This window comes from Providencia sp. PROV201, from assembly GCF_028479545.1.
Taxonomy (GTDB): domain Bacteria; phylum Pseudomonadota; class Gammaproteobacteria; order Enterobacterales; family Enterobacteriaceae; genus Providencia; species Providencia huaxiensis.
The window spans coordinates 92,934-118,662 of the sequence record NZ_JAMPNW010000012.1 but is presented as its reverse complement, the minus strand read 5'-3'; the positions used below and the strand labels follow the sequence as shown (position 1 = coordinate 118,662).

The following is a 25,729-nucleotide window of genomic DNA, read 5'->3' as shown; positions in this document are numbered from 1 at the left end:
TCTTAGTCAAGTCTATATGTAAAAGACGATAGTCATTCGACAACAAATATCATTATTAATTCAATGAATACTTACTATGTTACTACTTTCATAATCATGGTCATAGCTTCGAATGCACATATCAGCGACAACCCAAATTTTAGATAAAAAAAAACTCAGCCGAAGCTGAGTTTTTAACGCAGAAAGCAAAATTATTTGATTTTTGCTTCTTTGTAGATCACATGCTTACGAACAACTGGATCGAATTTTTTCAGTTCCAGTTTTTCTGGCATTGTGCGCTTGTTCTTCGTAGTGGTATAGAAATGACCTGTACCTTCAGAAGAGACTAGCTTGATTTTCTCGCGAATACCTTTAGCCATTTTTTAGCTCCTTAGTACTTCTCACCACGGGTACGCAGTTCAGCAAGAACAGCATCAATACCCTTTTTATCGATAACACGCATACCTTTAGCAGATACACGCAGTGTTACGAAACGTTTCTCAGACTCAACCCAGAAACGGTGAGAGTGCAGGTTTGGCAAAAAACGACGTTTGGTCGCGTTTAATGCGTGTGAACGGTTGTTGCCGCTCATTGGACGCTTGCCAGTAACTTGGCAGACTCGTGACATGTCTATTCTCCAAAAATCTAATCAGCTCGAGCTTTTTTGTTCTGGGTATGGCCGCCTCGTCAGGCTTAGGAGCCCATCTCAGCAAACTTTCATTGACTGAAAAAACCGTTGATACCTAAATAAAGATTTACTTTACTAAAACGTAAAAATTTACTGAGATAGGCCCTTCTCGCCAAACCCAAGATCCTTAAAGGTGGCGTAGTATACGCTTTACATCGTTTTCACTCAAGCCCAACGCAAAGAAAGTTGTCATTTTTTAGACAAAAAAATAATTTTATAACCATCCTCGCTCTACAAATGACACACATTGCTTGTGTCCGACGACAAAATGGTCAAGTAGTTTAATCCCCATAATAACGCAAGCACGCTGGATCCGTTCTGTCACCTGCCTATCTGCGGTGCTGGGTTCTGGGTTACCAGATGGATGATTATGGGCAAGTATAATCCCGTTTGCATTCATTTTTATGGCAAAGCGAATGATTTCTCTGGGGTGAACTTCAACTTTGTTCAAAGTACCTTTAAACAATTCCTCATGACAAATAATCTGATTTTTATTATTTAAAAATATCACGACAAAGACTTCGCGCTCTTGCCCTGCGAATAAATCCAGCAACTTTGCTTTCAATTGCTCAGGCCCAGTCATCACATCTTCATGTAAAAACTGTTCAGAGAAAAAACGGCGAGCCAACTCACTGACAGCCTGCAATTGGGTAAATTTACAGCTCCCCATTCCTTTACATTGTTTTAGTTTTTCGTAGTCTGCTTGTAAAAGCAAATAGACCGAACCAAACTCCTGTATTAAACGCTTCGCAAGTTGCAAGACAGGTTCACCTTGGCTCCCTGTACGCAAAAAAATAGCGAGTAGCTCAGCATCAGATAACGCAGCCGCACCGTATGCAAGTAGCTTTTCTCTTGGTGGTAAGTCTAGATGTTCACTCATCATATTCTTTGTCCCTAAATCCATTTCACCTTTTTTATCTAGCCTAAAAAACATTCACAACCCCTCGCATATGGGTTTGCGTAGCGCTTCGCAAAAATAGTACTGTGACGAAAAATCGAGCGCGCCACCTCTAGCTTCTCTGTGGTAATATGCCACCCATGTTGACCGTATTGGATAAAAATAATGAATCAACTATCACTATTAGGTAAGCAGATAGTTATTGGTATCAGTGGGGGCATTGCCGCTTATAAGATCCCTGAACTCACCCGCCGTTTGCGCGATAAAGGGGCAGTTGTGCGCATTGTCATGACTGACGGTGCAAAAGCCTTTATTACACCTTTAACCTTACAAGCCGTTTCAGGGCACCCTGTTTCTGATGACCTACTCGACCCAGCCGCAGAGGCCGCAATGGGTCACATTGAGCTCGCTAAGTGGGCGGATATTATTATTCTCGCGCCTGCTACTGCGGATTTAATTGCTCGCCTCAGTGCAGGAATGGCAAATGATTTGCTCACAACGGTTTGTCTTGCTTCCGCAGCGCCAGTTGCACTTGTGCCGGCAATGAACCAGCAAATGTACAGAGCAAAAGCAACGCAAGAAAATTTAATCAAATTGCAACAACGCCAATGTATGATTTGGGGGCCAGACGCAGGTAGCCAAGCTTGTGGTGATATTGGCCCAGGTCGCATGATTGACCCACTAGAAATTGTTCGTCTAACCAGTGAGTTTTTTACCCCTAAACTCGACTTACAAGGCATCAAATTAATGATCACTGCGGGCCCAACACGGGAAGCACTCGACCCCGTTCGTTTTATCAGTAACCATAGTTCGGGAAAGATGGGTTTTGCCATTGCTAAGGCTGCTAGCCAACGTGGAGCAGAAGTCACTTTAATTGCGGGCCCTGTAAATATTGGAACACCTGAAGGGGTTAACCGGGTTGATGTCATTAGTGGCTTAGAAATGTATGAACAAGTCCATAAAACGATTTCAACGCAAAATATTTTTATTGGTTGCGCAGCAGTTGCAGATTATCGAGCAAAAAACATTGCTGAAAATAAAATAAAAAAACAAGGTGATGAAGTTTCGATTACACTTATCAAAAACCCAGACATCGTCGCGAGTGTTGGAAATCTAAAACACAATAGGCCATATGTTGTTGGGTTTGCAGCTGAAACCCAAAATGTGGAAGAATATGCACGCCAAAAACGACAACAAAAACAACTCGACCTTATTTGTGCCAATGATGTATCACTAGCAGATAACGGATTTAATAGCGATAACAATGCGTTACATCTTTTTGATGCCAACGGTGATACCCGTTTGCCTCACTGTAATAAAAATGAATTAAGCCACTATTTACTTGACGAGATACTTCAACGTTATGAAAAAAATTGACCTAAAAATCCTTGATAGCCGTATCGGTAATGAATTTCCTCTACCAGCCTATGCCACCACGGGTTCTGCTGGTTTAGATTTACGTGCATGCATTGATGCACCAATTGATTTGGCGCCAGGTCAAACAGAGCTTATTCCAACAGGTTTAGCTATTCACATTGCTGATGAAAGTCTTGCTGCTGTCATCTTACCTCGCTCCGGTTTAGGTCATAAACATGGTGTTGTACTTGGTAACCTCGTTGGTCTCATTGATTCGGATTACCAAGGCCAACTCATGGTGTCTGTATGGAACCGCAGTGACAAAGCGTTTACCGTTGAACCTGGTGAACGTATGGCGCAAATGGTGTTTGTCCCAGTTGTTCAAGCTGAATTTAATATTGTTAATGATTTTGACGCAACAGAGCGTGGGGCTGGCGGTTTTGGCCACTCTGGCCGTCAATAAATAGAATATCCTGATAACGAATATGCTAGATAGAACCTGAATTAGGTTCTATCTTTATGAATAAAAACAATCAGCCGCATATTTTCTTTCAGGAAGCTTGCTCAACATTACTTACATTTTAAATATTGTTTAAATCCATTTTGCTTCGTAAGTCTCTTTACTAAGAGCAAAATTTTGGATAGTTTGTTTTGCTGTTTTAGCAGGGGTCTTATTAGACATGGCAGAAAAAGCGACAACACAAAAACGTAACAGGCGTGATGAGATTTTACAGGCTCTTGCGTTAATGTTAGAAAGTAGTGATGGTAGCCAACGTATCACAACAGCAAAACTTGCTGCTACGGTTGGTGTTTCAGAGGCTGCGCTGTATCGTCATTTTCCGAGTAAAATGAAAATGTTCGATAGCCTCATTGGGTTTATTGAAGACTCGTTGGTTTCGCGCATTAATCTGATATTAAGTGATGAAAAAGATACGATAATTAGAATTAAACTAATACTTGCCCTAATACTGGGTTTTTCCGAGAAAAACCCTGGGCTAACGCGTATAATGACCGGCCATGCTCTGATGTTTGAGCAAGATAGGCTGCAAGATCGTATTAATCAATTATTTGAACGTATAGAATCACAATTACGGCAAGTGCTAAAAGAGAAAAAAATACGTGATGGCCATGGGTTTATTCATGATGAGTCACTACTTGCTTCTCAGCTACTAGCCTTTTGTGAAGGAATGCTCTCTCGTTTTGTGCGTTCTGAGTTTCGTTATCGGCCAACCGTCGAATTTGAATCACGCTGGCCTTTAATTCTAGCTCAGTTACAATAACCGATTATTTATACTACTCACCCCGCCCATCATTGGGCGAGGGCTTTTTTTTATTCAATTCCGTATTGTTCACGGTAAGCCTTCATAGCCGCTAAATGTTCCTGCATACCTTCCTGCTCAGAGAGGTAAGTGATTAAATCGCTCATGGTAATAATTGAGTAAACTTTACAGCCATAGTCACGCTCAACCTCTTGTACTGCTGAAATTTCACCTTTCCCTTTTTCTTGGCGGTCAAGGCATAGCAGAACACCATTCAACGTAGCTTGTTGTTGTTTAATAATTTCCATTGACTCACGGATTGCCGTTCCTGCAGTAATGACATCATCAACGACTACAACACGCCCTTGCAAAGGACTCCCGACTAACATACCACCCTCGCCATGGTCTTTAGCTTCTTTGCGATTGAAACAATATGGCATATCGATATCATGGTGCTCAGAAAGCGCGACTGCTGTCGTCGTTGCGATTGGGATCCCTTTATACGCTGGACCAAATATGACATCACACTCGATGGCACTATCTTGTAATGCTTGTGCATAAAAACGACCGACAAGTGCCAGATCACGCCCTGTATTAAATAACCCTGCATTAAAAAAGTAAGGGCTTTTACGACCTGATTTCAGCGTAAACTCACCAAATTTAAGTACCTGTTTTTTCATGGCAAGTTCGATAAAATCGCGCTGATAGGCTTTCATTGGTCATTCTCCTCGTTGATGATTATTTATCTATATTCAAGGCTGGCTAATTGATTGATGAACCAGCAGGCATAAAAAAGGCGACTTTTCAGCCGCCTAATTAATGATTAACTTACTTCAGCGCTTCTCGCTGAGCTTCAAAAATGGTATTTAAACCTGTTTTAGCTAACGCCAGTAGGGCCAATAGCTCTTCATGACTAAATGGTTCGCCTTCTGCTGTGCCCTGCACTTCAATCATTCGGCCATCATCCATCATGACAACATTCATATCAGTTTCAGCCGCAGAATCTTCAACATATTCAAGGTCACATAGAGCGTCTTGATTGACAATTCCAACAGAGACGGCAGCGACCATTGATTTTAGTGGGCTTTTTGCAATTTTACCTTGCTCAACCATGTTATTCAGTGCGTCAACTAGCGCTACGCATGCACCAGAAATCGCTGCTGTACGCGTGCCGCCATCCGCTTGGATAACATCACAGTCTAAAGTAATTGTGTACTCACCTAATTTTTTAAGGTCAACCGCGGCACGCAAAGAACGTGCAATTAACCGTTGGATTTCCATCGTACGGCCCGTCTGTTTGCCTCGCGCAGCTTCACGTTGATTACGTGAGTTTGTTGCGCGCGGTAACATGCCGTATTCCGCGGTAACCCAACCTTGCCCCTGCCCTTTTAAAAAGCGAGGAACGCCTTCTTCAACAGTTGCATTACATAACACCTTCGTGTCGCCAAACTCAATAAGAACAGAGCCTTCTGCATGCTTAGTATAGTTGCGCGTGATGGTAATCGGGCGCATTTGGTCTGCTTGTCTATCTGCTGGGCGCATGGTGTTATCTCCATTATCAACTCAAATTGGGACGCATTATACGTTGTTCAAGCGATAATGCCTATCCTGTCATCCTGCATAGCGTTATAATCCCCTAAATTTTTACGATAATGGGAACGAATTATGATCCGTAGTATGACCGCTTTTGCCCGTCGGGATATCAAGGGTGAATGGGGGAATGCGGCCTGGGAGCTGCGTTCCGTAAACCAACGTTATTTAGAAACGTATATTCGCTTACCTGAGCAATTTAGAAGCCTTGAGCCCGTCATTCGTGAGCGCCTGCGTTCTCGCTTAACACGTGGAAAGGTGGAGTGTAGTCTACGCTTTGAGTTAGACGGTGCAAATCGTGGTGAATTAATCCTAAATGAGCAATTAGCACGCCAGTTAATCAGTGCAGCGAATTGGGTTAAAAATTACAGCCATGAAGGTGAAATCAACCCATTAGAAATTTTGCGTTGGCCTGGAGTGATGTCAGCTGGCGAACAAGATTTAGATGTCATCAGCGAACAATTAATGGCGGGTTTAGATGAAGCGATTGATGCTTTCATTCAAAGCCGTGAAGCTGAGGGTGCTTCATTGCATGCACTCATCGAACAGCGCCTTGATGGCGTCTTAGTTGAAGTCGCCAAAGTACGTCAACACATGCCAGAAATTCTACAATGGCAACGTGAACGCTTACAAAACAAGTTAGAAGAGGCTGAAATCCAAGTGGATAACAACCGCTTAGAGCAAGAGCTTATTTTATTAGCGCAACGTGTTGATGTTGCAGAAGAGTTAGATCGCTTAGAAGCACACGTTAAAGAAACACGTAATATCTTGAAGAAAAAAGAGGCGACTGGTCGCCGTCTTGACTTTATGATGCAAGAATTTAACCGTGAAGCAAATACATTAGCGTCAAAATCAATTAATAGCGAAGTCACAACTTCAGCAGTTGAACTCAAAGTATTAATCGAACAAATGAGAGAACAAATTCAGAACATCGAATAATCACTCTGTAACGGTTTTAATCTATAAAGAAGCCAACCGATGAAGTAATCTTATTGATCGTTTGGCTTTTCTCTTTGAAAAGATCTTCAAACTAACTCGAAATAGGTACCAATTTTCATGAACTTTGGGCTTATATTCCACAATAACCCTTCGAAGATATTAAAATTTTTTTATCCAAGCAGTATTAGGAGAAAAATGAACTACTGCCACAGTATTAATTATACTTTTCCAAATAATGAATAATATCGATTAAATCAACCCCTACAAAAATCACATAAAAACTTGATTTTTAATCGTAAATTTAATTTCCTCCCTGTTTTTTCCAAAAATAAGATCTCGCTCATAAATCAATCAAATGTTTTGAGTTCAATCACAGATAACAAAACAGATCTTTGACACCACAATAACTGCTTATTAACATCCATCTTGTATACAAGTTGAATTCAATATAAATACAATAAGGTTGATTACCTCGACAAACCAATAAAAAGGTAACTCTATGTCACATAATGATTCTGTTGTAACACCAGCAACAAAAGACTCACCAGGGCGTTTACGTTGGGGATTAGCAGCAATATTTTTTATTATCGGTTTGATTGCATATATGGACCGCGCAAATATTTCCATTGTTGCCGAACATATGATGACCGATTTAGGAATGAGCAAAGTTCAATTTGGCTTTTTGGGTGCGCTATTTTCACTTGGCTATGCGCTTGCCCAAATTCCAAGCGGCATACTTGCAGAACGGTTTGGTAGCAGGCTTATCGCAACTATTAGCCTTTACATTTGGTCCGCATTCACAATATTAACGGTCGTTGCCCCTACCTATATTTGGTTATGCATCGTACGCTTCCTATTTGGTGTTGGAGAAGCGCCGCTCTACCCTGCAAATGCCGTCTTTAATACATGGTGGTTTCGCCAAAATGAAAAGGCACGGGCAGCTAGTTTCTTACTTGCTGGTTCCTATTTTGGGCCTGTGATTGCCCCTACCCTTACCGTATTTATTATGATTTCATTCGGGTGGCATGCCGTTTTCTATATCTTCGGTGTGATTGGTATTCTTATCGGTATGGTTTGGTATTTCTTTGCCAGAAATAAACCTGAACAACATCCTAAAATTTCTCAAAGTGAAATTGCGTTTATCCAAGGAGGCCGAACAATTAGTGAGCAAGGCGGTGCTGATGTTAAAGCCCCTTGGCGAAAATTTATGAAAGAACGTCCGTTCTGGGCGGTTGGTTTCCAATACTTTTTTGTCGCCTATATGACCACCTTATTTATGATTTGGCTCCCCACCTACTTACAAGAGGCTCGTGGCTTCTCATTAACCGAAATGGGTATTGCTGCCAGCTTTCCTTGGTTAGCAATTTGTATCGCAGTACTCACTGCAGGTTCAATTTCTGATTGGTTACTCAACAAAGGATACTCACAGTTAGTCGCGAGGGGATATATCGCCATTACCGGTTTTATTCTATTTATCGTGGGTATTTGCGGTGCGGCTCAAACTGAAAGTGCCATTGCAAGTGTTGCATGGCTCACCCTCGCACTCGGTTCTCTAGGATTGCCAGTTGTGACCTCTTGGGCAATCGCTGCGGATAAGGGCCGCCAATATGCAGGCTCTGTCAGTGGATGGATGAATTTATGGGGCAATCTCGGTGGTGTTATTTCCCCCATTCTATGTGGCTGGCTTGCACAGCATTTTGGTTGGACCGTCGCTTTACTTTTCAATGTGATACCTATCAGTTTAGCGATTATTTGCTGGTTTTTTATTCAGCCAGATAAACCTTTAGCAGCTGCTGTTAACCCTGACTAATTTTCACCCAAAGCACATTATATTCAATAAATAAAGGTGTCCCTATGTTTACATTAAATCCTCGTGTTGCCTGTTTTAGCCCTGAAATTATCGAAAGTTGCCGTGATGTTTGCCCGTCAACTATCGGACATATGACTGACTTCGGTTTTCTCAAAACATTACGCCCACAAATTGAACAATGCCAATTTATTGGTAATGCTGTAACAGTACGTATTCCACATATGGACTCATCTGCTGTACATAAGGTGTTCGACATCGTGCAAGAAGGCGACGTTGTCTGTATCGATATGTCAGGGGATTATGATCGCGCTTGTTGGGGCGAGATGGTTTCTTATATGGCACGGGCAAAGAAAATTGCCGGCGCGGTTATTGATGGTTGTGTCACCGATATCAAAGCATTACGTGAGATTGGCGTTCCTATTTATGCACGTAAAGTGAGTCCGTTAACAACGCGAATTTTAGGTATTGAAGGCGCAATTAATGTGCCGATTAGTATAGACGGCGTAACGATCCATCCTGGTAATTTAATCATTGCAGATGGCGATGGCATTTTAGTCGCTGATGAAGTGACTCTGCAAGAGTATCGCCAACGAGCCCTTAATGCTCAACATGCTGAAATTGATGTTAAAAAGCGCATTGATGCTGGTGAAACATTAGCGGCAATTTCAGGTGCTGCGAAATTTTTTGAATAAGGAGACTCTATGAAGATTGCAATTGCTCAGCTAGCCAGTAGTCCAGATAAAGCTCAAAATTTAAAAAAAGCATGCGAAGCTATACAAAAAGCCGCTCAAGGTGGTGCCGACCTCATTCTATTGCCGGAAATGTTTATGGCTTTTGTTCCAGCAGATAGTGGTATTAGCTATGCTGATGTCGCAGAAGCTGTTGATGGCCCTTTTGTCTCTCAGTTGGCAAAAACTGCCCAACAATGCGGTATTTATGTGACTTGTGGAATTTATGAAAGTGCCCCGAATGAGCCGAAAAGAGCATTCAACACGACAATTATGTTGAACCGCCAAGGTGAGCTTATCTATCACTACCAAAAAACCCACCTATACGATGCCTTTTCATATCAGGAATCCCTTAATATCATTCAAAGTAATAATGAATTAAAACCTGTGGAAACTGAATTTGGCAAAATTGGCGTTTTAGTCTGTTATGAACTGCGTTTCCCTGAAGTTGCTCGAAAACTAACCTTAGCTGGCGCTGACCTTATACTCGTTCCCACAGCATGGGTAAGCGGGCCACTAAAAGAAGAGCATTACCAAACATTAGTTAAAGCACGCGCTTTGGAGAACACGATCCCTGTTTGCGCATGCGACCAAACGGGTAATATTTTTATTGGTCGCAGCCTTGTTTGTGATGCACTTGGCGTAACTATCGCATCTGCTGGCTACGATGAGACACTATTTTTTGCTGAAATATCAACACAGCATACCGCAGAGACACGAGAGAAATTACCTTGTATGCAAAACCGACGTCCTGAGTTGTATTAGTCTAGAAACTGGCAAGGATGCCGGTTTATTCAACAAGTTAAGTTCAATTACCCACCAAAATTTAACAGCATCCTAAATAATATAAAACTAGTGTATTACTTGTATACCAATCTATTCCTTTCTATACTCACTAAAATTTCTATTGTTAACACAAGATCCTGATGAAAGATAAACCACTAAGCCAACAAGCCTATACTGCAATTAAACATAAAATTCTCAGTAAGCAATTTGGAGAGGAAAGTTATACCTCTGAAAATAGCTTAGTTGAGGAACTCGGTATGAGTCGTACTCCAATTCGCGAAGCCTTATATCAATTACAGAATGAAGGCTTAGTCAAAATTATCCCTCGTAAAGGTGTTTTTATTCAGAAACTATCGTTAAAAGAGACCAGAGATAATTATGATTTACGCTTAGCAATTGAGTCCCATGCAATTAAATTAGTTCGTGAATATTTAACTGATGAACATTTTTCTATCTTAAAGGCTATTATTGAACGGCAAGATGAATTATTGAAGGGAAATGACTATCAAGGTTGGATAAAAGAAGATGAACGATTCCACCGTTTCTTCTTGGAATTACTGGATAACTCGGTTTTCTTAGATTTAGCGGATAATATTCGCCAGCGAGTCTATTTTCAGCCTGACCCTATTTATCGCAATGAATATTATTATGAGTCTACACGCCAACATCAGCAATTAATTGAACAACTCAAAGCAAAAGAATTTACCCTTGCGGAAGAAACGCTAACTGAGCATATTTTGCGCGGCAAACGTAATTATGTTTAGCGTTAAAACCCAAAAAAAGAGAAAACCAAATTGATGGTTTTCCCTTAAATTGAATGTTATTTCTAACGACTTATCTTAGCTAGATTTGGCTTCTTTCAATGCTGCGTCTTTATCGTGGTGATAATGGAACGTAAATTGGAAAATTATTGCTAAGACTACGGTATAAGAAGCAAAAACTAACCAAATCATTTGCCAATCTTTAATACCATCCACCGTATAATAGTCGACAACCAACCCACTAAGTATCGCACCGAAATAGGCACCAACACCGTTAACCATCGTCATAAATAAGCCCTGGGCACTCGCGCGCATACGCGTATCCACTTCTCTTTCAATAAAGATGGAACCTGAAATATTAAAGAAATCAAATGCGCAGCCATAAACAATCATCGACATGATCAAGAACATCAGCCCGATGGCAGACGGGTCACCAAATGCAAAGAAGCCAAATCGTAGTGTCCATGCGAACATGCTTAATAACATGACAGTTTTAATGCCATAGCGTTTCAAGAAAAATGGAATTGCTAAAATAAAACATACTTCTGCCATCTGAGAAATCGATAACAGTATCGATGGATACTGAACCACCAAGCTATCTTGGTATAACGGGTTCAGACCGAAGTCATGCAAGAATGGGTTACCAAACGTATTGGTAATTTGTAAAACCGCGCCAAGTAACATAGCGAATAAGAAAAACACTGCCATAATGGGCTTTTTGAATAACACTAAAGCGTCTAAACCGAGCTTACTGATCCAACTACTTGAAATTGCTTTTTTATTCACATCAATTTTTGGCAAAGTTAATGAATAAAGCGCTAAAAGTAATGAGCTACCACCTGCAATATAAAGTTGCATACTACTTAGCTCAAATTTCAATAAGCTAATACTCCACATTGCAACAATAAAGCCAACCGTACCAAATACCCGGATAGGTGGGAAGTTACTCACTGAGTCGAGCTGATATTGGCTTAATGATGAATAGCTGATGCTATTTGAAAGCGCAATCGTTGGCATAAAGGCCATTGCATTAATTAACATCACCCAGAACATAACGGTTGAACTCGTGACTGTTGCGGCATAAAACAATGCAGCAGCCCCAATTAAATGGCAAATCATATATAAACGATTTGCTGGAATATATTTATCTGCAATGATTCCGATAAGCCCGGGCATTAGAATGGCAGCAATACCCTTTGAGCTATACACCATACCGACTTCTGCACCTGAAAAACTCAATGTTTTCATCATGTAGGAACCGAGTGTGACTAACCAACTTCCCCAAACAAAATATTGCAGGAAAAGCATGATTTTCAAGCGGGATTTAATGTTCATACAAAGCTCCGTTTGGAGTTATATTTATTTGTTTTTATTTTCAACTCAGCAATGGCAACACCCATGAGGATGACAGCAACACCAACAAACTGAATTAATTCAAGGGGTAACTGCAATACTGTCACGGATAATAAAATCGTGACGGGCAGCTGCATTGAGCTAACAATGGTCGCTAAGCTGGTACCGATCAGCGGGGTTCCTTTAGCAAACATCCACATGCCAAAGAAAGAACCAAAGAAAGCCAGAGGTAATCCATATGAGAAAAATAGAGATTGAAACGTTGATGCACTCAGTAAGAATGTTGGCGGAACGACAATTGATGTCAAAATTGCGCCTCCTGTTACCATGATTGCAGAACGCATCATAGGATCTGTTTTAACCGCTAATGCACCACTGACATAAACACGAATAGCATTTGATAACGCTGCAGATAATCCTAATAACACACCAAGCCAGTGAAATACGATCTCGGAACTATTTAACAAACCTGTCGCTAATACTGTTCCGATTAATATCACCACAACAGATACCATGGTCATCACGGGGGGTATTTGGCGACTAATAAATGCGTTAATTGCAACCCCCATCCATGTAAATTGCAAAAATAAGACAACACCAAGTGCCGGAGACAAATACTGCAATGATGCATAATACAAAAGCCCGGTTAACCCTGTTGTCGTCCCAGTGAGTAACATTAATAGGCCTTGCCTGCGTGTTGGCCATACTAGACGCGCTTTTTTAACCAATGCACCCGTAACAACAAAAAACCACAGTAAAATCGCACCTAATACTGTCTGGCTACCGATGACATCATTCAAGGAATACCCTGCACGATAAGCCAACACCACAAGCGTTGAAAGAATGCCATAACTACAAGCGCCTAAAGAAACTAAAATCAGACCTTTAAATTTCATCTCAATATTCACCTTACTTTAGCGTTATGGACATCTTTATATTATTTTGAGAAAAAGAAATTATAAAACTAGAAACGAGCAATCACGCCAGTCACTAGTTTCAAGAAAGTCGCTTTAACTTTTTCTGCTGTTTCAATAACTTCGTCATGGCTAAGTGGCTGCTCTAAAATACCGCAAGCCATATTGGTTAAACAGGAAATACCGACGATTTTAATTTGTGAATGGTGGGCAACTAGCGCTTCTGGCACAGTAGACATACCGACAGCGTCTGCGCCTAAGGTTCTGATCATACGAATTTCAGCAGGGGTTTCATACGTTGGGCCAGTCCACCATGCATAAACACCTTCACGAACCGAGACACCTTGTTCAGCCGCTACATCTTTGATTGTTTGGCGTAATTCTTTGTTATACACCTCACTAACATCTAAGAAACGAACACCTAATTCAGGGTTGTTTGGCCCCATCAATGGATTATTTGCCGTTAAATTAATATGATCGGTAATAATCATCAGGTCACCCGGGTTGAAGTCAGTATTTACTGCACCGCAGGCGTTGGTGATAATCAATTTTTCGACACCCAATGCTTTCATCAAACGCACAGGGAAAGTGACTTGGTCAAGGGAAAAGCCTTCGTAGTAGTGAAAACGGCCTTTCATGGCAACCACATTTTTACCTGCGATAGTGCCGATCACCAATTCATTGGCATGCCCTACGGCTTCAGATTTGGCAAAATGTGGAATTTCACTATAAGGAATATGGACGGCATTTTCTAATGTATCCGCGAACGGGCCTAGTCCTGAGCCTAAAATAATACCCACTGTTGGTTTAATACCTGTGCGAGACTGAATAAAGCTCAAGCTTTCTAGAATATCTTTTGTATGATGCATGGTTGTCTCCAAATTGACATCGGCTAAAAATTGTTAAAATCGATCATAAAGCAATTTAAAAACAGAACAGCGATCTTAATCTCATTTTAAGAAAAAGATTTTAGCTATGATGTGTCACAAGAAGCAGAATCTTATGCGTATATTTGCTAATCTTTAGCGCAAGAATCGGAATGAAAAGGAGTGAGGCGCTTGTTACATACACTATTAAATGAATTTCGCACCTCAAAAAATTCAAAAACACAAAAACTGAAAACTCTTTACCGGTTAATTTTAAACCACGGCCCCATTAGGGCAGAAATGCTGACATCACTTGCCAGCATGAAACCTGCAACTTGCGCTCGGTTACTTGATGAACTGGGAAAAAACCACTTAATTTCGACCTCTGAACTCGGGGAGTCGACAGGAGGTCGTAAACCTATCCTCTACAGCATTAATGCTGCGGATGGTTACCTGATTGGCATTGAAATGAGTGATATATACTCAACGATTGTTTTACAAAACCTAAAGTTAGATATTTTAGGGATAGTAAAAGTGAAATATGAGCACCTAGAAACCGCAGAAAACATGGTGGACCATCTGCTTAATAAATTAGACGTTTTATTAGCTGAACATGGACTTAACGTAAAAAGTTTGTTGGGTATAGGAATCGCCATCGACCATATTTTAGAACGTGATAAACTGCCATATCATCAATATCACTCACGAATAAAAGAACTTCACGACTATATTTCCAATAAAGTCCCTTGTTTTGTATTACTCGGGAGCGGGATTAGTTTTGCCGCTTTTGCTGAGTATCGTTTACGCTATACTTCTGATAGCCAACGGTTTTTATTCACAACCTGTGATACTGATATTCGCAGTTGTACCATCATCAACAACCAATACGCTCCGGCTCCCATTAGTACTGCTCAAGCCTTTGGCCATACGACAATTGATATAAATGGCCAACGCTGCGAATGTGGGTCATTTGGCTGTTTAAAGCAATATAGTTCACTGTCTGCGATTAAGTCACGCGTGATCCAGCAACTTAGATTGGGTAAGAGCTCAATAATCAATGAATTAGTTAATAATGAGTCTGAAATTAGTTACCATACTATTTTCCAAGCACTTACATTGAACGATGCCTTGTGTTTCGAAGCACTTGGCGAAGCGGCCTATTATTATGGTATCGCCATCGCGAATGCTATCTTAACTACCCAAGCAGATGTGGTGGTATGCGGTGGAACTCTAACCCCTAAAAATCACTTTTTTGAGATGACCAAAAAGTCTATTGAGGAAAAACTCTCTATTTTTCCTCATATTAAGACACGTATTTATCCCGCCAATGATTCATACGAAATTGTTGCTCAAGGAGCCGGAGGAATGGTCATGGAGAAATACCTCGCAGATTAAGCCATTCTTTCATTAAAGCGGATAGAGTGTAGAATAAATCAACGAATCTATACTCTATCACTATCAATGAGGGGATCATGTTAGAATTTGAACACATCAGCAACACGACGAAATCACTGGTACTACAGCAACTTGCATCTCAATCCCCTCTGGTTCATTGCATGACAAACGACGTTGTTCAGACCTTCACTGCCAATGTCCTGTTAGCACTCGGCTGCTCCCCAGCCATGGTCATTGAACCTGAAGAAGCGGAGCAGTTTGCCGCTATCGCCCATGGCTTACTAATTAATGTCGGCACATTAACCACTGAGCGCCGATATGCGATGAAATGTGCGGTTAACAGTGCGGAGCAGGCGAAAAAACCTTGGGTACTTGACCCTGTTGCCGCAGGTGCACTCAGCTTTCGCACCCATTTTTGCCATGAATTGCTGGCTCTCAAGCCTGCTGCTATTCGCGGTAATGCCTCTGAAATTATGGCATTGGCAGGAAGCAGTGCTGGCGGCAGAGGCGTTGATTCCCTTAACTCCACTGATGACGCCCTTCCCGCAGCACAATTATTAGCGAGACAAGCTAAGACAATTGTTGCGATAAGCGGGGAAGTGGATTACATCACTGATGGAACACGCACCTTCGCGGTTACTGGCGGCCATATTTTAATGACTCGAGTGGTCGGTACGGGATGCGCTCTTTCCGCGGTGGTTGCTGCATGTTGCACTCTACCGGGTGATAGGCTGCAGAATGTTGCCGCGGCTTGCGCTATCATGAAACAAGCCGGAGAAGCCGCAACCCAGCGTTGCCATGGGACGGGCAGTTTTATCCCTGAATTTTTAGATGCGCTTTATCAATAGTTTTGTTGTGATCGATAGCTTTTGCTGTTTCGATAACTTTATTGTAATGAAAACTTGGCATAACACACTAGAGCCGAGTTTTCTTCCCTCTTACTTTTCTTGACCAATGACGGAAGTTATCTCTGAAACGAATAAATCGATAAGCAAAATTTTTACTATCGGGTTCGATATCGTAAAAACGCTGTAATGCAATTAAATCATTCGCTTTGCAAATAGCAAAATTACCATAGTCTGATAAATCAATAACCTTAAGCCCTTCATTGGTTATAACAAAATTCCCTGCATGGATATCATTAGAAGATAAACCATATCTATGTAATTGGTTTATAATGGCTTTCATCTCTGTATAGTAAGGCTTGATATCATCAATTTCAGATAAAACAGTTCCTTCTACATACTCAGCAATAATCCATGTTTCTACTGACTCACGACCGACCATTTTTTCAGCAACGAAATAGATGTCATTGGTTACCACACAGCCTTTGTTTTGAGCAGAGACTAATCGCATTAATAACTGTGAATAAAAAGGGCCTGAAATAATACGCATCAACCGTTTTTCAAAACGCTTATCACGTTCTTTCTCACATTTAATAATAAAATTTTGCCCATTAACTTGAATGCGAGCAACGCTTCTATCGATATTTCCGCTACTTAAATTCTTACCCGTGATCTTCCCATCAATATAATCATTAACAATTTGCCAAAAATCTATCTCACCTTCTTTTTGAAAGGTGATAAAACCGTCTCTTTGTTTTTTTATGATTTTCTGCATAACAAAATAGCCAATTTTTAATCAATTGACGGATGCTAGCAAATGGCAAACAACATTTCTTAGCGATTGTTGCAGAGTAGCGTTTAAAAATAGGTAACTTGTGCACTATGGCACAAAATAGATAAGGTTATTAGGTCTTAATATACAGAGGTAGGTTAGCACGATGCCAACCTACCCCATAAACGCGTTTTAATCGTTACCAAATAAATCGCGGGTATAGACTTTATCGGCTACATCTTCGATCTCAGGTACCATTCTATTTGCTAAGATGATATCGCATTGAGCTTTAAATTCCGCTAAGTCATTGACTACTTTAGAACGGAAAAATTCGGTTTCTTTCATTACGGGTTCATAAACGACAACTTCAATTCCCTTAGCTTTAATACGTTTCATGATGCCTTGCACTGCTGAAGCGCGGAAGTTGTCTGACCCTGCTTTCATCACTAAGCGATAAACACCGACTTTACGCGGTGCTTTAGCAATAATTGCATCGGAAATAAAGTCTTTGCGGGTACGGTTCGATTCCACAATGGCGTTAATCAAGTTATTCGGCACATCATCGTAGTTTGCCAGCAACTGTTTGGTATCTTTCGGTAAACAATAACCACCGTAACCGAATGAGGGGTTGTTATAATGGCTACCAATACGTGGGTCTAAAGATACCCCTTCAATAATTTGGCGTGCATTTAAACCGCGGCTTTCTGCATAGGTGTCGAGCTCATTAAAGTACGCCACACGCATCGCTAAGTAAGTGTTGGCAAACAGTTTTATCGCTTCGGCTTCGGTGCCATCGGTAAATAACACGGGAACGTCTTTTTTAATCGCACCTTCCAGCAGCAAATCTGCAAAAATTTTCGCGCGCTCTGAACGCTCTCCCACCACAATACGGGAAGGATGTAAGTTATCCCACAAGGCACGGCCTTCACGTAAAAACTCAGGAGAGAAAATTACGTTGGTATAGCCAAATTCTTCACGTAACCGTGCAGTAAAGCCCACAGGGATAGTGGATTTCACGATAATCGTCGCTTCAGGGTTGATTGTATTCACATCATGAATAACAGACTCAACCGATTGAGTATTAAAGTAATTGGTTTTTGGGTCATAGTCGGTTGGTGTCGCCACAATCACATATTGAGCCCCTGTATAGGCCTCAGTTTTATCTTCTGTTGCGCGAAAATTGAGGGTCTTTTCCGTTAAAAACTGCTCAATTTCTGCATCAACAATGGGTGATTGATGGTTATTTAACATCGCCACTTTTTCAGGGATGATGTCCACCGCAACCACTTCGTGGTGTTGTGACAGCAACATGGCGTTAGATAGGCCAACGTAGCCGGTTCCTGCGATTGCTATTTTCAAACTTGCCTCTCAAATCCTGCTAAAGATGTTACAGCTTATTGATATTATTGATGATAATAAGAACGGTACCAATCAACAAATGCCTGAACACCCTGTTCAATAGAAACTTGTGGGCGATAACCTGTCACATTAAACAAGTCTTCCGTATCTGCCCAAGTGGTGTACACATCACCCGCTTGCATCGGTAAAAAGTTTTTAATCGCTTCTTTACCCAGTGCCTTTTCCAATGCAGAAATAAATTCAATCAACTTAACGGGCTGCCCATTACCAATATTATAGATTCGATATGGCGCGCTGCTTTCTGCCGGTGATGCCGAATGATTATTCGGGTTTGCTTGTGGAATTATATCTGAAATACGGATCACACCTTCGACAATATCATCAACAAAAGTGAAATCACGACTGAGATTGCCGTTATTATAGACATCAATAGGCTCGCCCGCCAAAATAGCTTTGGTGAATTTAAATAGAGCCATATCTGGGCGGCCCCAAGGGCCATACACTGTAAAAAAGCGCAGTCCTGTGGTCGGTAGCTGGTATAAATGTGAATAGGAGTGCGCCATTAATTCATTAGCTTTCTTTGTCGCCGCATAGAGGGAAATCGGGTGATCAGTTGCCATGTCAGTGGTAAATGGCGTCTTATCAGTTACGCCGTACACCGAACTTGAAGAGGCGTAGACCAAATGTTTTACTTTTGCTTGGCGACAGCCTTCTAGAATAGCGAGGTGGCCGGTCAAATTACTATCTGCATAAGCAAATGGGTTTTCCAATGAGTAACGGACTCCCGCTTGTGCCGCTAGGTGAATGACTCGGTCAAATTGCTCTTGGGTACATAATACCCGAACAGTTTCACGATCAGTAAGGTCAAGATGAATAAAGCGAAATAAAGGAAACTGTTCCAGTAAATGTAAGCGGGATTGCTTAAGCCCCTGATCATAATACGCATTTAAGTTATCGATTCCGACAACCTCATGCCCATTCTCTAATAAACGTTGGCAAAGCTTAAAACCAATAAAACCTGCACTTCCCGTGACCAAATATTTCATATTCATTGTCTTCTAGCGTTAAACTATTCTAAAGCTCTAAATGAGCACCTAATTTCACAGAAAAATTAACTAAAATTAAGACAAAAAAAACAACGAATGGTTTTATTATTAAAACTAGAAAGCGTAAAAAAATAATAGTTTTTAAGAAAATATTAAGATTTAAGGTAGGGAATAGCAAAAAAGAGGGGATCAGCCGTAAATATCATAAATATCTACGGCTGATAATAACATTTTACTGAATATCACCTTTATTCGCATTGGCTGCGTCTAAAGTTCCATAAACATAGTTGCGGTAGCTATCAAGTAGCTTTTGATCTTCACAATCATTCAACTTGCCGTCACATAAGTGACGCATTTTGATGTTGGCCTCATAAAATGGAGAGATTTTTAGATTTGCCCTTTCTAATAAAATTCCGCCTAAGAAGGAAATATCCGTTAACTGGCCCGTTTTTATCGCAGCCCCTGATTTCAAATTATCTCGCAAAGTAAATTGTGTTAGATAAGCAGGTGATGAAAATGAAGAATTATACTGATTTAAACTAATGCCTGGCTGATGGTCACCAAAGTATAAAAACATCAACGGGCGCTCACGTTTTTCAATAAATTCAGCAAAATCACGTATTGATGTATCTGAGGTTACGATTTTGTCCATATAATGGCTAAATTCGCCTGCAGCATCGGGGTTTTTAATTTTGTCTTTTATGCCATAGTCATCACTGTGACTCTCTTTGTAAGGGCCATGCTCATACATTGTAAGAGAGAAAATAAATACGGGTTTATCTGTTTCTTTAGATAAGATTTCTTTCACGTATTTCAGCATGTCATCGGTGCTGATCGTCCATAAGTTATCTTGTAGTTTACCTGGATAGCCGAGTTCTTGTGGTTGAATAATTCGATCAACCCCAAGCGTTTCATAAGCATGGCCTGAGTGGTAAGCACCTTTATTAAAGGGGGTAAGTACCACTGTATAATAGCCATTAGCCTTCATTTCTTTGAATAGGCTATTTTTAAGGTGGTCAACGATAAAATAAAATACACCACTTTTTTGCGCACCGAAATCATCGCTATTTAAACCAGTTAGCGCTGAGAATTCAGATAACCAAGTCCCACCGCCAAAAGTTTGCACCCGCATCTGACTATGCGCACTCACGCCACTATCTTGCTGGAACATGAATAAATCAGGAAGCTTGGTTCCTTCAGGTAAATCATAAACATGTGGGTCAACGGTAGATTCTTGCAATAATAAAACGATGTCTGGTTTTTCTGATACCGCATTATTTTCTAAGGAAACTGCCGCTGCTTTTTCCACAAAATAATCGGCTGAACCTGCAAACTCAGGGGATTGATAACTCGCATTCTGTGCCGACATAATAATATTGGTCACTGTCCCACGGCCTTTTGGCAACGTCTGAGACCATCTGTCATAATAATGTGAGCTTGTTAAGTTAATACCGAAGTAACCTGCAACAATAAGAACAACACCAATGACGCGAGTAATTTTTGATTGACTCGGTTTGAGCAACCGCCAGCTAATAACCCCATTAATGACTAATAATATAAGCAACCCAACCAAGGCGACACCCGCTAACCAATAGTGGCCTAAAGTCCCCATATTGGAAGTGTCCGTCATGATGTTGATATCACTAAAGAAGAGTTGTTCTTTGTAATAATGAACTTTTAACTGATTCAGGAATTTTATGGTGATAAATAATGTACTGGTGATCACCGCAGAAAATAACCAACGAGCTGTTAACACCATTAAAATACCGAATAAAACGGCATATACACTGACCGATATGAGTGCAGGATACATTACGCTGCCTTTTTCAAAAACTAAGAAAAGGGAGCCAATAAAGATCAATGCCAGATAAAAGCCTGCAAATAACGTTTTCTTCATCAGTTTTACCACAAGTTTAATATTGGAGGTTGCTATGAGGCACTACTATAACGGATCCAAACACTCAATTTATTCAACGAAAATACCTTTGTCTCGTAAATGGTGCCCATCGCCTTTACGACGAGTAAAACCGCTTTTATCAAAAAACTCAAGAATTTGAATGGCGAGTTTCCGGCCAATCCCTAGTTCGTTACGAAAATCAGCGGCAAAAATGACCTCATTTTCTAAGCAATAACGATGAATCAGTGAAGCAAAATAGTTAATTTGCTCATGGCTATAATAGCGGTCACGAACTATCGCTGTAATTAATCCCATTTGCGCCGCCTTTTTTAGAACTCGACGTATCGTATCTTCTTCATGGCCACTTTCTAATGCTAAATCACGAACCCACCACGCCTCATTACGTGAAAATAATGGGTGTATTTGCTGCCAAATTAACTGCTGTTGCGCATCAAATACCAGCCCATGTTGAGGCATATGTAACCAACCTCGAGTTTGCTTAATAACGTTTTCATCAATTAGGTCATTAATGAATTTAAATGTTAACGCCTCACTCATTGAAGGCAAAGCCATACGTTTCAAACGTGCTTTGCCCACACCGATTTGGTCACTGTGTATTTCATTAAATTGTTCAAGTGCTTGAACGATACGGTCTTTCGCTATTTGCGCTTTAAATGTGGATAAAACATAGTTGCCCACACGCGCCACATCCATTTGTGCCAATAAATTATCTAATGCATCATGGGTGAGTTGCCGCGCCCAACTGTAATCCCGTAAATTAAGTTCACCTTGGGGAAGCTGTAACTTAAAGTGAGCCAGTTCGTCTTGTTCTCGGCAAAGCCTAGATAACCAATCCAAAAACTCTGGGAGCCTTTTACCTCGGCGTGGGGAAACCAAACGTATCACGCGAGCCCCACCTAACGTTTGCCGAGCACTAATATCACGGATGATTAACCGGTCATTCTCTACTAACCATAATGGGGTATCTAAAATTAACTCAGCAAGCACGGGGGTTTCCCCTTGCTCCACTAATAATGACACTCGCCCAGTGATATGACTTGCACCATGATAGAGATGCACAGGCTGCCAGTGCTTAATTAATGTATCGCATTCCAATTCGACAATAACCCGTGTTGCAATAAACGCAGGTTGCTCTGCAAGTAACCAATCGCCTCGGGTAATATTTTCTTTATCAATGTCGCCCGCCAAGTTTAAGGCTACGCGATCACCTGCAACAGCAAATTCAGATATTTGGTTTTGCCGATGAATACCTCTGACACGAACTTGCTTATCCGCTCCAGTCACCCAAAGTGACTCGCCAACCTGAATTTTTCCCGCTAACGCGGTGCCAGTCACCACAACCCCTGCGCCTTTTACCAAAAACACGCGGTCAATGGCTAAACGAAAACGACGTTGGATATTGGGATGTGAACCACTTTGCTGATGAAGCTGTTGTAGGTATAACCGCAGCGCATCAATACCACGGCCATCTTCGATAGAAGTAATAAATAATTTTGCATCAGGCCAACCTTGCTGAGACAGCTCTGAGGTGACTTGCTCAGTCACTTGTTCAATTCGCAGATGATCGACTCTGTCCGCCTTCGTCAATATGACACTGACATTTTCACAACCCGCTAGCCTTAAAATAGAAAGGTGTTCAAGGGTTTGCGCCATTACTCCATCATCACAGGCAACAACCAAAAGTGCATGGTTTATGCCACCAATCCCAGCCAACATATTGGCTAAAAACTTTTCGTGTCCTGGAACGTCGATAAAACCAATAGAGCTTCCATCTGGCTGTGGCCAGTAGGCATACCCTAGGTCAATGGTCATACCGCGCTTTTTTTCCTCAGGAAGGTGCGCGGTATTTACGCCAGTAATGGCTTGAATTAAAGAAGTTTTACCATGGTCAACATGGCCAGCTGTCGCAAAAATCATGAAAGTAAGGCCTGTAATAATGCGTGTTCATCATCAAGACAGCGCAGGTCAAGCCACAATTTACCTTCTTTCATACGCCCAATCACAGGTTGAGGTAACTGGCGCCACTGCGTAGCGAGTTGCTCTAATGTGCTACCTTTTCCATTTAGCGGTGTAAATGTTACCGCAAAGCTAGGAAGCCGGTCGATGGGAAGTGAGCCGCTCCCTATTTGTGAGAGGCAAGGCTCCACTTCAACAATAAATTTATCACCGTAAAAGGCTTGTAGAGCAACAACAATGCTTTCTGCACTACCACGGATCGTCTCCGGGTCTCGGGTCAACCAACGCAATGTGGGTAAATCTGTTGTGAGTTTCTCGGGAGTTAGATACAGCTTTAGTGTCGCTTCAAGCGCAGCTAAAACCATTTTATCAACCCGTAAAGCACGTTTTAATGGATGTTTTTGAATTGCATCAATCCATTTTTTCTTCCCTAAAATGATCCCTGCTTGTGGGCCACCAAGAAGTTTATCTCCAGAAATTGAAACTAAATCAATTCCTTGAGAAAGGTAATTTTGTGGCATCGGTTCTGCGGGTAGTCCATAAGCCGTCATATCAATCATCGAGCCACTACCTAAATCAATTGCTGTAGGTAATTGGTACTTTCGACCTAACTCTGCGAGTTCTTCACCTTCAACTTCAGCCGTAAATCCTTCAATGCTGTAATTGCTGGTATGCACTTTCATTAATAGTGCAGTTTGATCATTAATCGCATTCTCATAGTCACGTAAGTGAGTCCGATTCGTTGTCCCCACTTCAACTAATTGGCAGCCAGCCTGCGCCATCACGTCAGGCACACGGAAAGCCCCACCAATCTCAACTAATTCACCACGAGAAACAATAACTTGTCGACCATTTGCAACCGTTGCTAGCAATAATAAAACGGCTGCCGCATTATTATTAACAATACAGGCATCTTCGGCGCCAGTGAGCTCACACAGCAAATCAGCAATCGCACGGTCACGGTGCCCACGCATCGCACCATCTAGAGAATATTCTAATGTGACAGACGAACTCATCACTTGGCTAACTGCATTTTCCGCTGTGGTTGACATTACCGCACGACCTAAATTGGTATGTAGCACCGTACCGGTCAAGTTAAACACGTTCTTTAGCGCGCTTTGCCCTAAAGCTTGATGGCGTTGAGCTAACTCTTTTACCCAATCTTCTTGCCAAGCAGGTAATTTCCCTGCCTGTGCAATACAAGTTCGAGCTTGCTCTTGCATCTCACGTAAACATGCAGTGACCCAATGAGCCCCTGATTGTTCAACCAATATCTGCACTTCATCGAGCTGCAATAATTTATCAATAGCAGGAAGTTGACGATATAAAGCCAAGTCTGATTCAGCCATAGTCACAATTCTCTTTTACCGCTTATTTTTCACCAGGGAACAAGAACGGATTAATACTACTACGCGCAAAGCCTTCTTCTTCCATGCGAGCATCTAAAATAATTGATGCTAAATCATCAGCAACAGCTTCAACTTTGGCTTCTTTTTCTTGATAAAGAATTTTCAGATAGCTACCACAATCACCACAGCTTTCAGCTTTAACTGCTGCATTTTCATCATCTAATGACCAATAATTTAATTTACCTGTTTGCTCACAGTTACTGCATTTTACGCGCACCATATGCCATTCGGTTTCACATAAATTACAGTGTAAATAACGTAAACCTTGTGAGGTGCCAATTTGCACAATACTCGACACTGGCATGCTATTACATACAGGGCAGAAATGACGATGATCGCCATGTTCCGCACGTGCCTTACCAGGGATATTTGCAGCCATTTGCGCCCAATACACCGATAATGCAGCCCAAATAAACATCGATTTATCCGCAGGCACTTTTTCAAACTCTTCATTTAGCAACGCAGTTGCCATGGCTTCAAGTTCGGTTTCAGAGGCTTTATTCAGGTTTTCTAATGCAGGACGTACAGACTCAGGCACAACTGGCATTAATTCGGCAATAATTGCCGTCAATAGTTTGTGCCAATGTGTTGTACGCGGAAATGTTTTTGCATCTAATGGCGAATTATTGGTATTTGTTGAGCGCTCAAGGATAGATGCCATATCCATTTCTAATGGATTATCATGCTGCGCATTATTTTGGGCAGTTGCCACTTCAGCAGCAAAATTCAGATAATCTGCAAAAGGATGTTCTCCCGCACCAAGTTCTTTGAGCCGCTCAGCACGGCGCTGATATAAGCTTTTTAAGTTAGGAAACAGAACTGGTGGAATAAAACCAATTCCCTTTTCTTTCAATCTTTCTTGTCCTAACTCTTCTTTAGGAACGATACGAATACCCATTGCGTTCTCTCTTTTCTATTTTTTTATAACGACAATTCTCGAGAAAAGGCTATTTATTTTCTCGAAAGCGTTTTTGCTCATCATATTTATATCCGCGAAAGCGGTTCTCTAACGTTCAGGATAAAACAAAAGTCACCTTGAGGCTACTCTAGCCCCTGAATTATCCATTCCATTAACCCGTAGTAGATCAAGGTAAATGTAAAT

The 25,729-nt window shown here is 41.3% G+C and carries 25 protein-coding genes; 10 read left to right on the top strand and 15 right to left on the bottom strand.

Translation table 11 applies throughout. The annotated features are described in order from the left end of the window. Window positions 1-191 precede the first annotated feature (191 nt). The 3 genes from rpmG to radC all read right to left on the bottom strand — a co-directional run bounded on the left by rpmG (window position 192) and on the right by radC (window position 1,571). Window positions 192-359 (bottom strand): 50S ribosomal protein L33, encoded by a 168-nt coding sequence (gene rpmG, locus PR809_RS11920; protein ID WP_004265124.1) that lies wholly within the window; start codon window positions 357-359, stop codon window positions 192-194. Between the two features lie 11 nt (window positions 360-370). Further along, window positions 371-607: a 50S ribosomal protein L28 gene (rpmB, locus tag PR809_RS11915; RefSeq protein WP_004265123.1), complete on the bottom strand. Its 237-nt coding sequence runs from the start codon at window positions 605-607 to the stop codon at window positions 371-373. Between the two features lie 274 nt (window positions 608-881). Then, a complete protein-coding gene (gene radC, locus PR809_RS11910) occupies window positions 882-1,571 on the bottom strand; it encodes a RadC family protein (RefSeq protein ID WP_375547321.1) in 690 nt (229 codons plus the stop codon). A 159-nt stretch (window positions 1,572-1,730) separates the two neighbouring features. On the opposite strand from radC, the gene coaBC reads away from it, so the two are divergent. From coaBC to slmA, 3 genes are all read left to right on the top strand, one after another. Next, a complete protein-coding gene (gene coaBC / locus PR809_RS11905; protein WP_181489985.1) occupies window positions 1,731-2,942 on the top strand; it encodes a bifunctional phosphopantothenoylcysteine decarboxylase/phosphopantothenate--cysteine ligase CoaBC in 1,212 nt (403 codons plus the stop codon). Beyond that, the gene (gene dut / locus PR809_RS11900) at window positions 2,929-3,384 is read left to right on the top strand and encodes a dUTP diphosphatase (protein ID WP_166267142.1); all 456 of its coding nucleotides are present in this window, start codon (window positions 2,929-2,931) and stop codon (window positions 3,382-3,384) included. The genes coaBC and dut overlap by 14 nt, the downstream gene beginning before the upstream one ends. Window positions 3,385-3,601: 217 nt before the next feature. Continuing rightward, window positions 3,602-4,201 carry a nucleoid occlusion factor SlmA gene (slmA, locus tag PR809_RS11895; RefSeq protein ID WP_004265112.1) on the top strand — a complete coding sequence of 200 codons (600 nt, stop codon included), beginning with the start codon at window positions 3,602-3,604 and terminating at the stop codon, window positions 4,199-4,201. A gap of 50 nt (window positions 4,202-4,251) precedes the next feature. Here the strand turns inward: slmA and pyrE are convergent, their stop codons facing one another. Beyond that, the gene (pyrE, locus tag PR809_RS11890) at window positions 4,252-4,896 is read right to left on the bottom strand and encodes an orotate phosphoribosyltransferase (RefSeq protein WP_166267144.1); all 645 of its coding nucleotides are present in this window, start codon (window positions 4,894-4,896) and stop codon (window positions 4,252-4,254) included. 112 nt (window positions 4,897-5,008) lie between these two features. After that, window positions 5,009-5,722 carry a ribonuclease PH gene (rph, locus tag PR809_RS11885; protein WP_181489986.1) on the bottom strand — a complete coding sequence of 238 codons (714 nt, stop codon included), beginning with the start codon at window positions 5,720-5,722 and terminating at the stop codon, window positions 5,009-5,011. 123 nt (window positions 5,723-5,845) lie between these two features. Here rph and PR809_RS11880 point away from each other — a divergent pair, with 123 nt between their 5' ends. The 5 genes from PR809_RS11880 to PR809_RS11860 all read left to right on the top strand — a co-directional run bounded on the left by PR809_RS11880 (window position 5,846) and on the right by PR809_RS11860 (window position 10,797). Further along, window positions 5,846-6,709: a YicC/YloC family endoribonuclease gene (locus PR809_RS11880; protein WP_166267148.1), complete on the top strand. Its 864-nt coding sequence runs from the start codon at window positions 5,846-5,848 to the stop codon at window positions 6,707-6,709. A gap of 499 nt (window positions 6,710-7,208) precedes the next feature. After that, entirely contained in the window at window positions 7,209-8,519 is a 1,311-nt protein-coding gene (locus PR809_RS11875) for an MFS transporter (protein WP_166267150.1), read from the top strand. A gap of 44 nt (window positions 8,520-8,563) precedes the next feature. Beyond that, a complete protein-coding gene (locus tag PR809_RS11870) occupies window positions 8,564-9,211 on the top strand; it encodes an RraA family protein (RefSeq protein ID WP_102140564.1) in 648 nt (215 codons plus the stop codon). A gap of 9 nt (window positions 9,212-9,220) precedes the next feature. Beyond that, window positions 9,221-10,012, top strand: coding sequence for a carbon-nitrogen hydrolase family protein (locus PR809_RS11865; RefSeq protein ID WP_102140565.1), 792 nt, complete (start codon window positions 9,221-9,223; stop codon window positions 10,010-10,012). Between the two features lie 161 nt (window positions 10,013-10,173). Beyond that, complete coding sequence (locus tag PR809_RS11860) at window positions 10,174-10,797, top strand: GntR family transcriptional regulator (protein WP_102140566.1); 624 nt, start codon at window positions 10,174-10,176, stop codon at window positions 10,795-10,797. 75 nt (window positions 10,798-10,872) lie between these two features. Here the strand turns inward: PR809_RS11860 and PR809_RS11855 are convergent, their stop codons facing one another. From PR809_RS11855 to PR809_RS11845, 3 genes are all read right to left on the bottom strand, one after another. Continuing rightward, the gene (locus tag PR809_RS11855; protein ID WP_102140567.1) at window positions 10,873-12,129 is read right to left on the bottom strand and encodes a nucleoside permease; all 1,257 of its coding nucleotides are present in this window, start codon (window positions 12,127-12,129) and stop codon (window positions 10,873-10,875) included. Further along, on the bottom strand, window positions 12,126-13,043 hold the full coding sequence (locus tag PR809_RS11850; RefSeq protein WP_102140568.1) for a DMT family transporter: 918 nt from the start codon (window positions 13,041-13,043) through the stop codon (window positions 12,126-12,128). Before PR809_RS11850 ends, PR809_RS11855 begins: the two co-directional genes overlap by 4 nt. 68 nt (window positions 13,044-13,111) lie before the next feature. Continuing rightward, entirely contained in the window at window positions 13,112-13,930 is an 819-nt protein-coding gene (locus tag PR809_RS11845) for a purine-nucleoside phosphorylase (protein WP_102140569.1), read from the bottom strand. Between the two features lie 297 nt (window positions 13,931-14,227). On the opposite strand from PR809_RS11845, the gene PR809_RS11840 reads away from it, so the two are divergent. Together PR809_RS11840 and thiM are read left to right on the top strand one after the other, a co-directional pair. Next, window positions 14,228-15,322, top strand: coding sequence for an ROK family protein (locus PR809_RS11840; protein WP_241098660.1), 1,095 nt, complete (start codon window positions 14,228-14,230; stop codon window positions 15,320-15,322). A 77-nt stretch (window positions 15,323-15,399) separates the two neighbouring features. After that, entirely contained in the window at window positions 15,400-16,170 is a 771-nt protein-coding gene (gene thiM, locus PR809_RS11835; protein ID WP_102140571.1) for a hydroxyethylthiazole kinase, read from the top strand. 67 nt (window positions 16,171-16,237) lie between these two features. Here the strand turns inward: thiM and PR809_RS11830 are convergent, their stop codons facing one another. The 7 genes from PR809_RS11830 to fdhE all read right to left on the bottom strand — a co-directional run bounded on the left by PR809_RS11830 (window position 16,238) and on the right by fdhE (window position 25,525). After that, window positions 16,238-16,942 (bottom strand): lipopolysaccharide core heptose(II) kinase RfaY, encoded by a 705-nt coding sequence (locus PR809_RS11830; protein ID WP_102140572.1) that lies wholly within the window; start codon window positions 16,940-16,942, stop codon window positions 16,238-16,240. A gap of 189 nt (window positions 16,943-17,131) precedes the next feature. Continuing rightward, window positions 17,132-18,298, bottom strand: a complete 1,167-nt coding sequence (locus PR809_RS11825; protein ID WP_102140573.1) for a nucleotide sugar dehydrogenase — start codon at window positions 18,296-18,298, stop codon at window positions 17,132-17,134. A gap of 44 nt (window positions 18,299-18,342) precedes the next feature. Then, a complete protein-coding gene (locus tag PR809_RS11820; RefSeq protein ID WP_102140576.1) occupies window positions 18,343-19,344 on the bottom strand; it encodes an NAD-dependent epimerase in 1,002 nt (333 codons plus the stop codon). A gap of 232 nt (window positions 19,345-19,576) precedes the next feature. Further along, the gene (locus PR809_RS11815; protein ID WP_166267162.1) at window positions 19,577-21,241 is read right to left on the bottom strand and encodes an LTA synthase family protein; all 1,665 of its coding nucleotides are present in this window, start codon (window positions 21,239-21,241) and stop codon (window positions 19,577-19,579) included. 69 nt (window positions 21,242-21,310) lie between these two features. Beyond that, window positions 21,311-23,179 carry a selenocysteine-specific translation elongation factor gene (gene selB, locus PR809_RS11810; protein WP_206276223.1) on the bottom strand — a complete coding sequence of 623 codons (1,869 nt, stop codon included), beginning with the start codon at window positions 23,177-23,179 and terminating at the stop codon, window positions 21,311-21,313. Next, window positions 23,176-24,567 carry an L-seryl-tRNA(Sec) selenium transferase gene (gene selA, locus PR809_RS11805; protein ID WP_272524528.1) on the bottom strand — a complete coding sequence of 464 codons (1,392 nt, stop codon included), beginning with the start codon at window positions 24,565-24,567 and terminating at the stop codon, window positions 23,176-23,178. The genes selB and selA overlap by 4 nt, the downstream gene beginning before the upstream one ends. Window positions 24,568-24,589: 22 nt before the next feature. Next, a complete protein-coding gene (gene fdhE, locus PR809_RS11800) occupies window positions 24,590-25,525 on the bottom strand; it encodes a formate dehydrogenase accessory protein FdhE (RefSeq protein WP_166267166.1) in 936 nt (311 codons plus the stop codon). Window positions 25,526-25,729 lie beyond the last annotated feature (204 nt).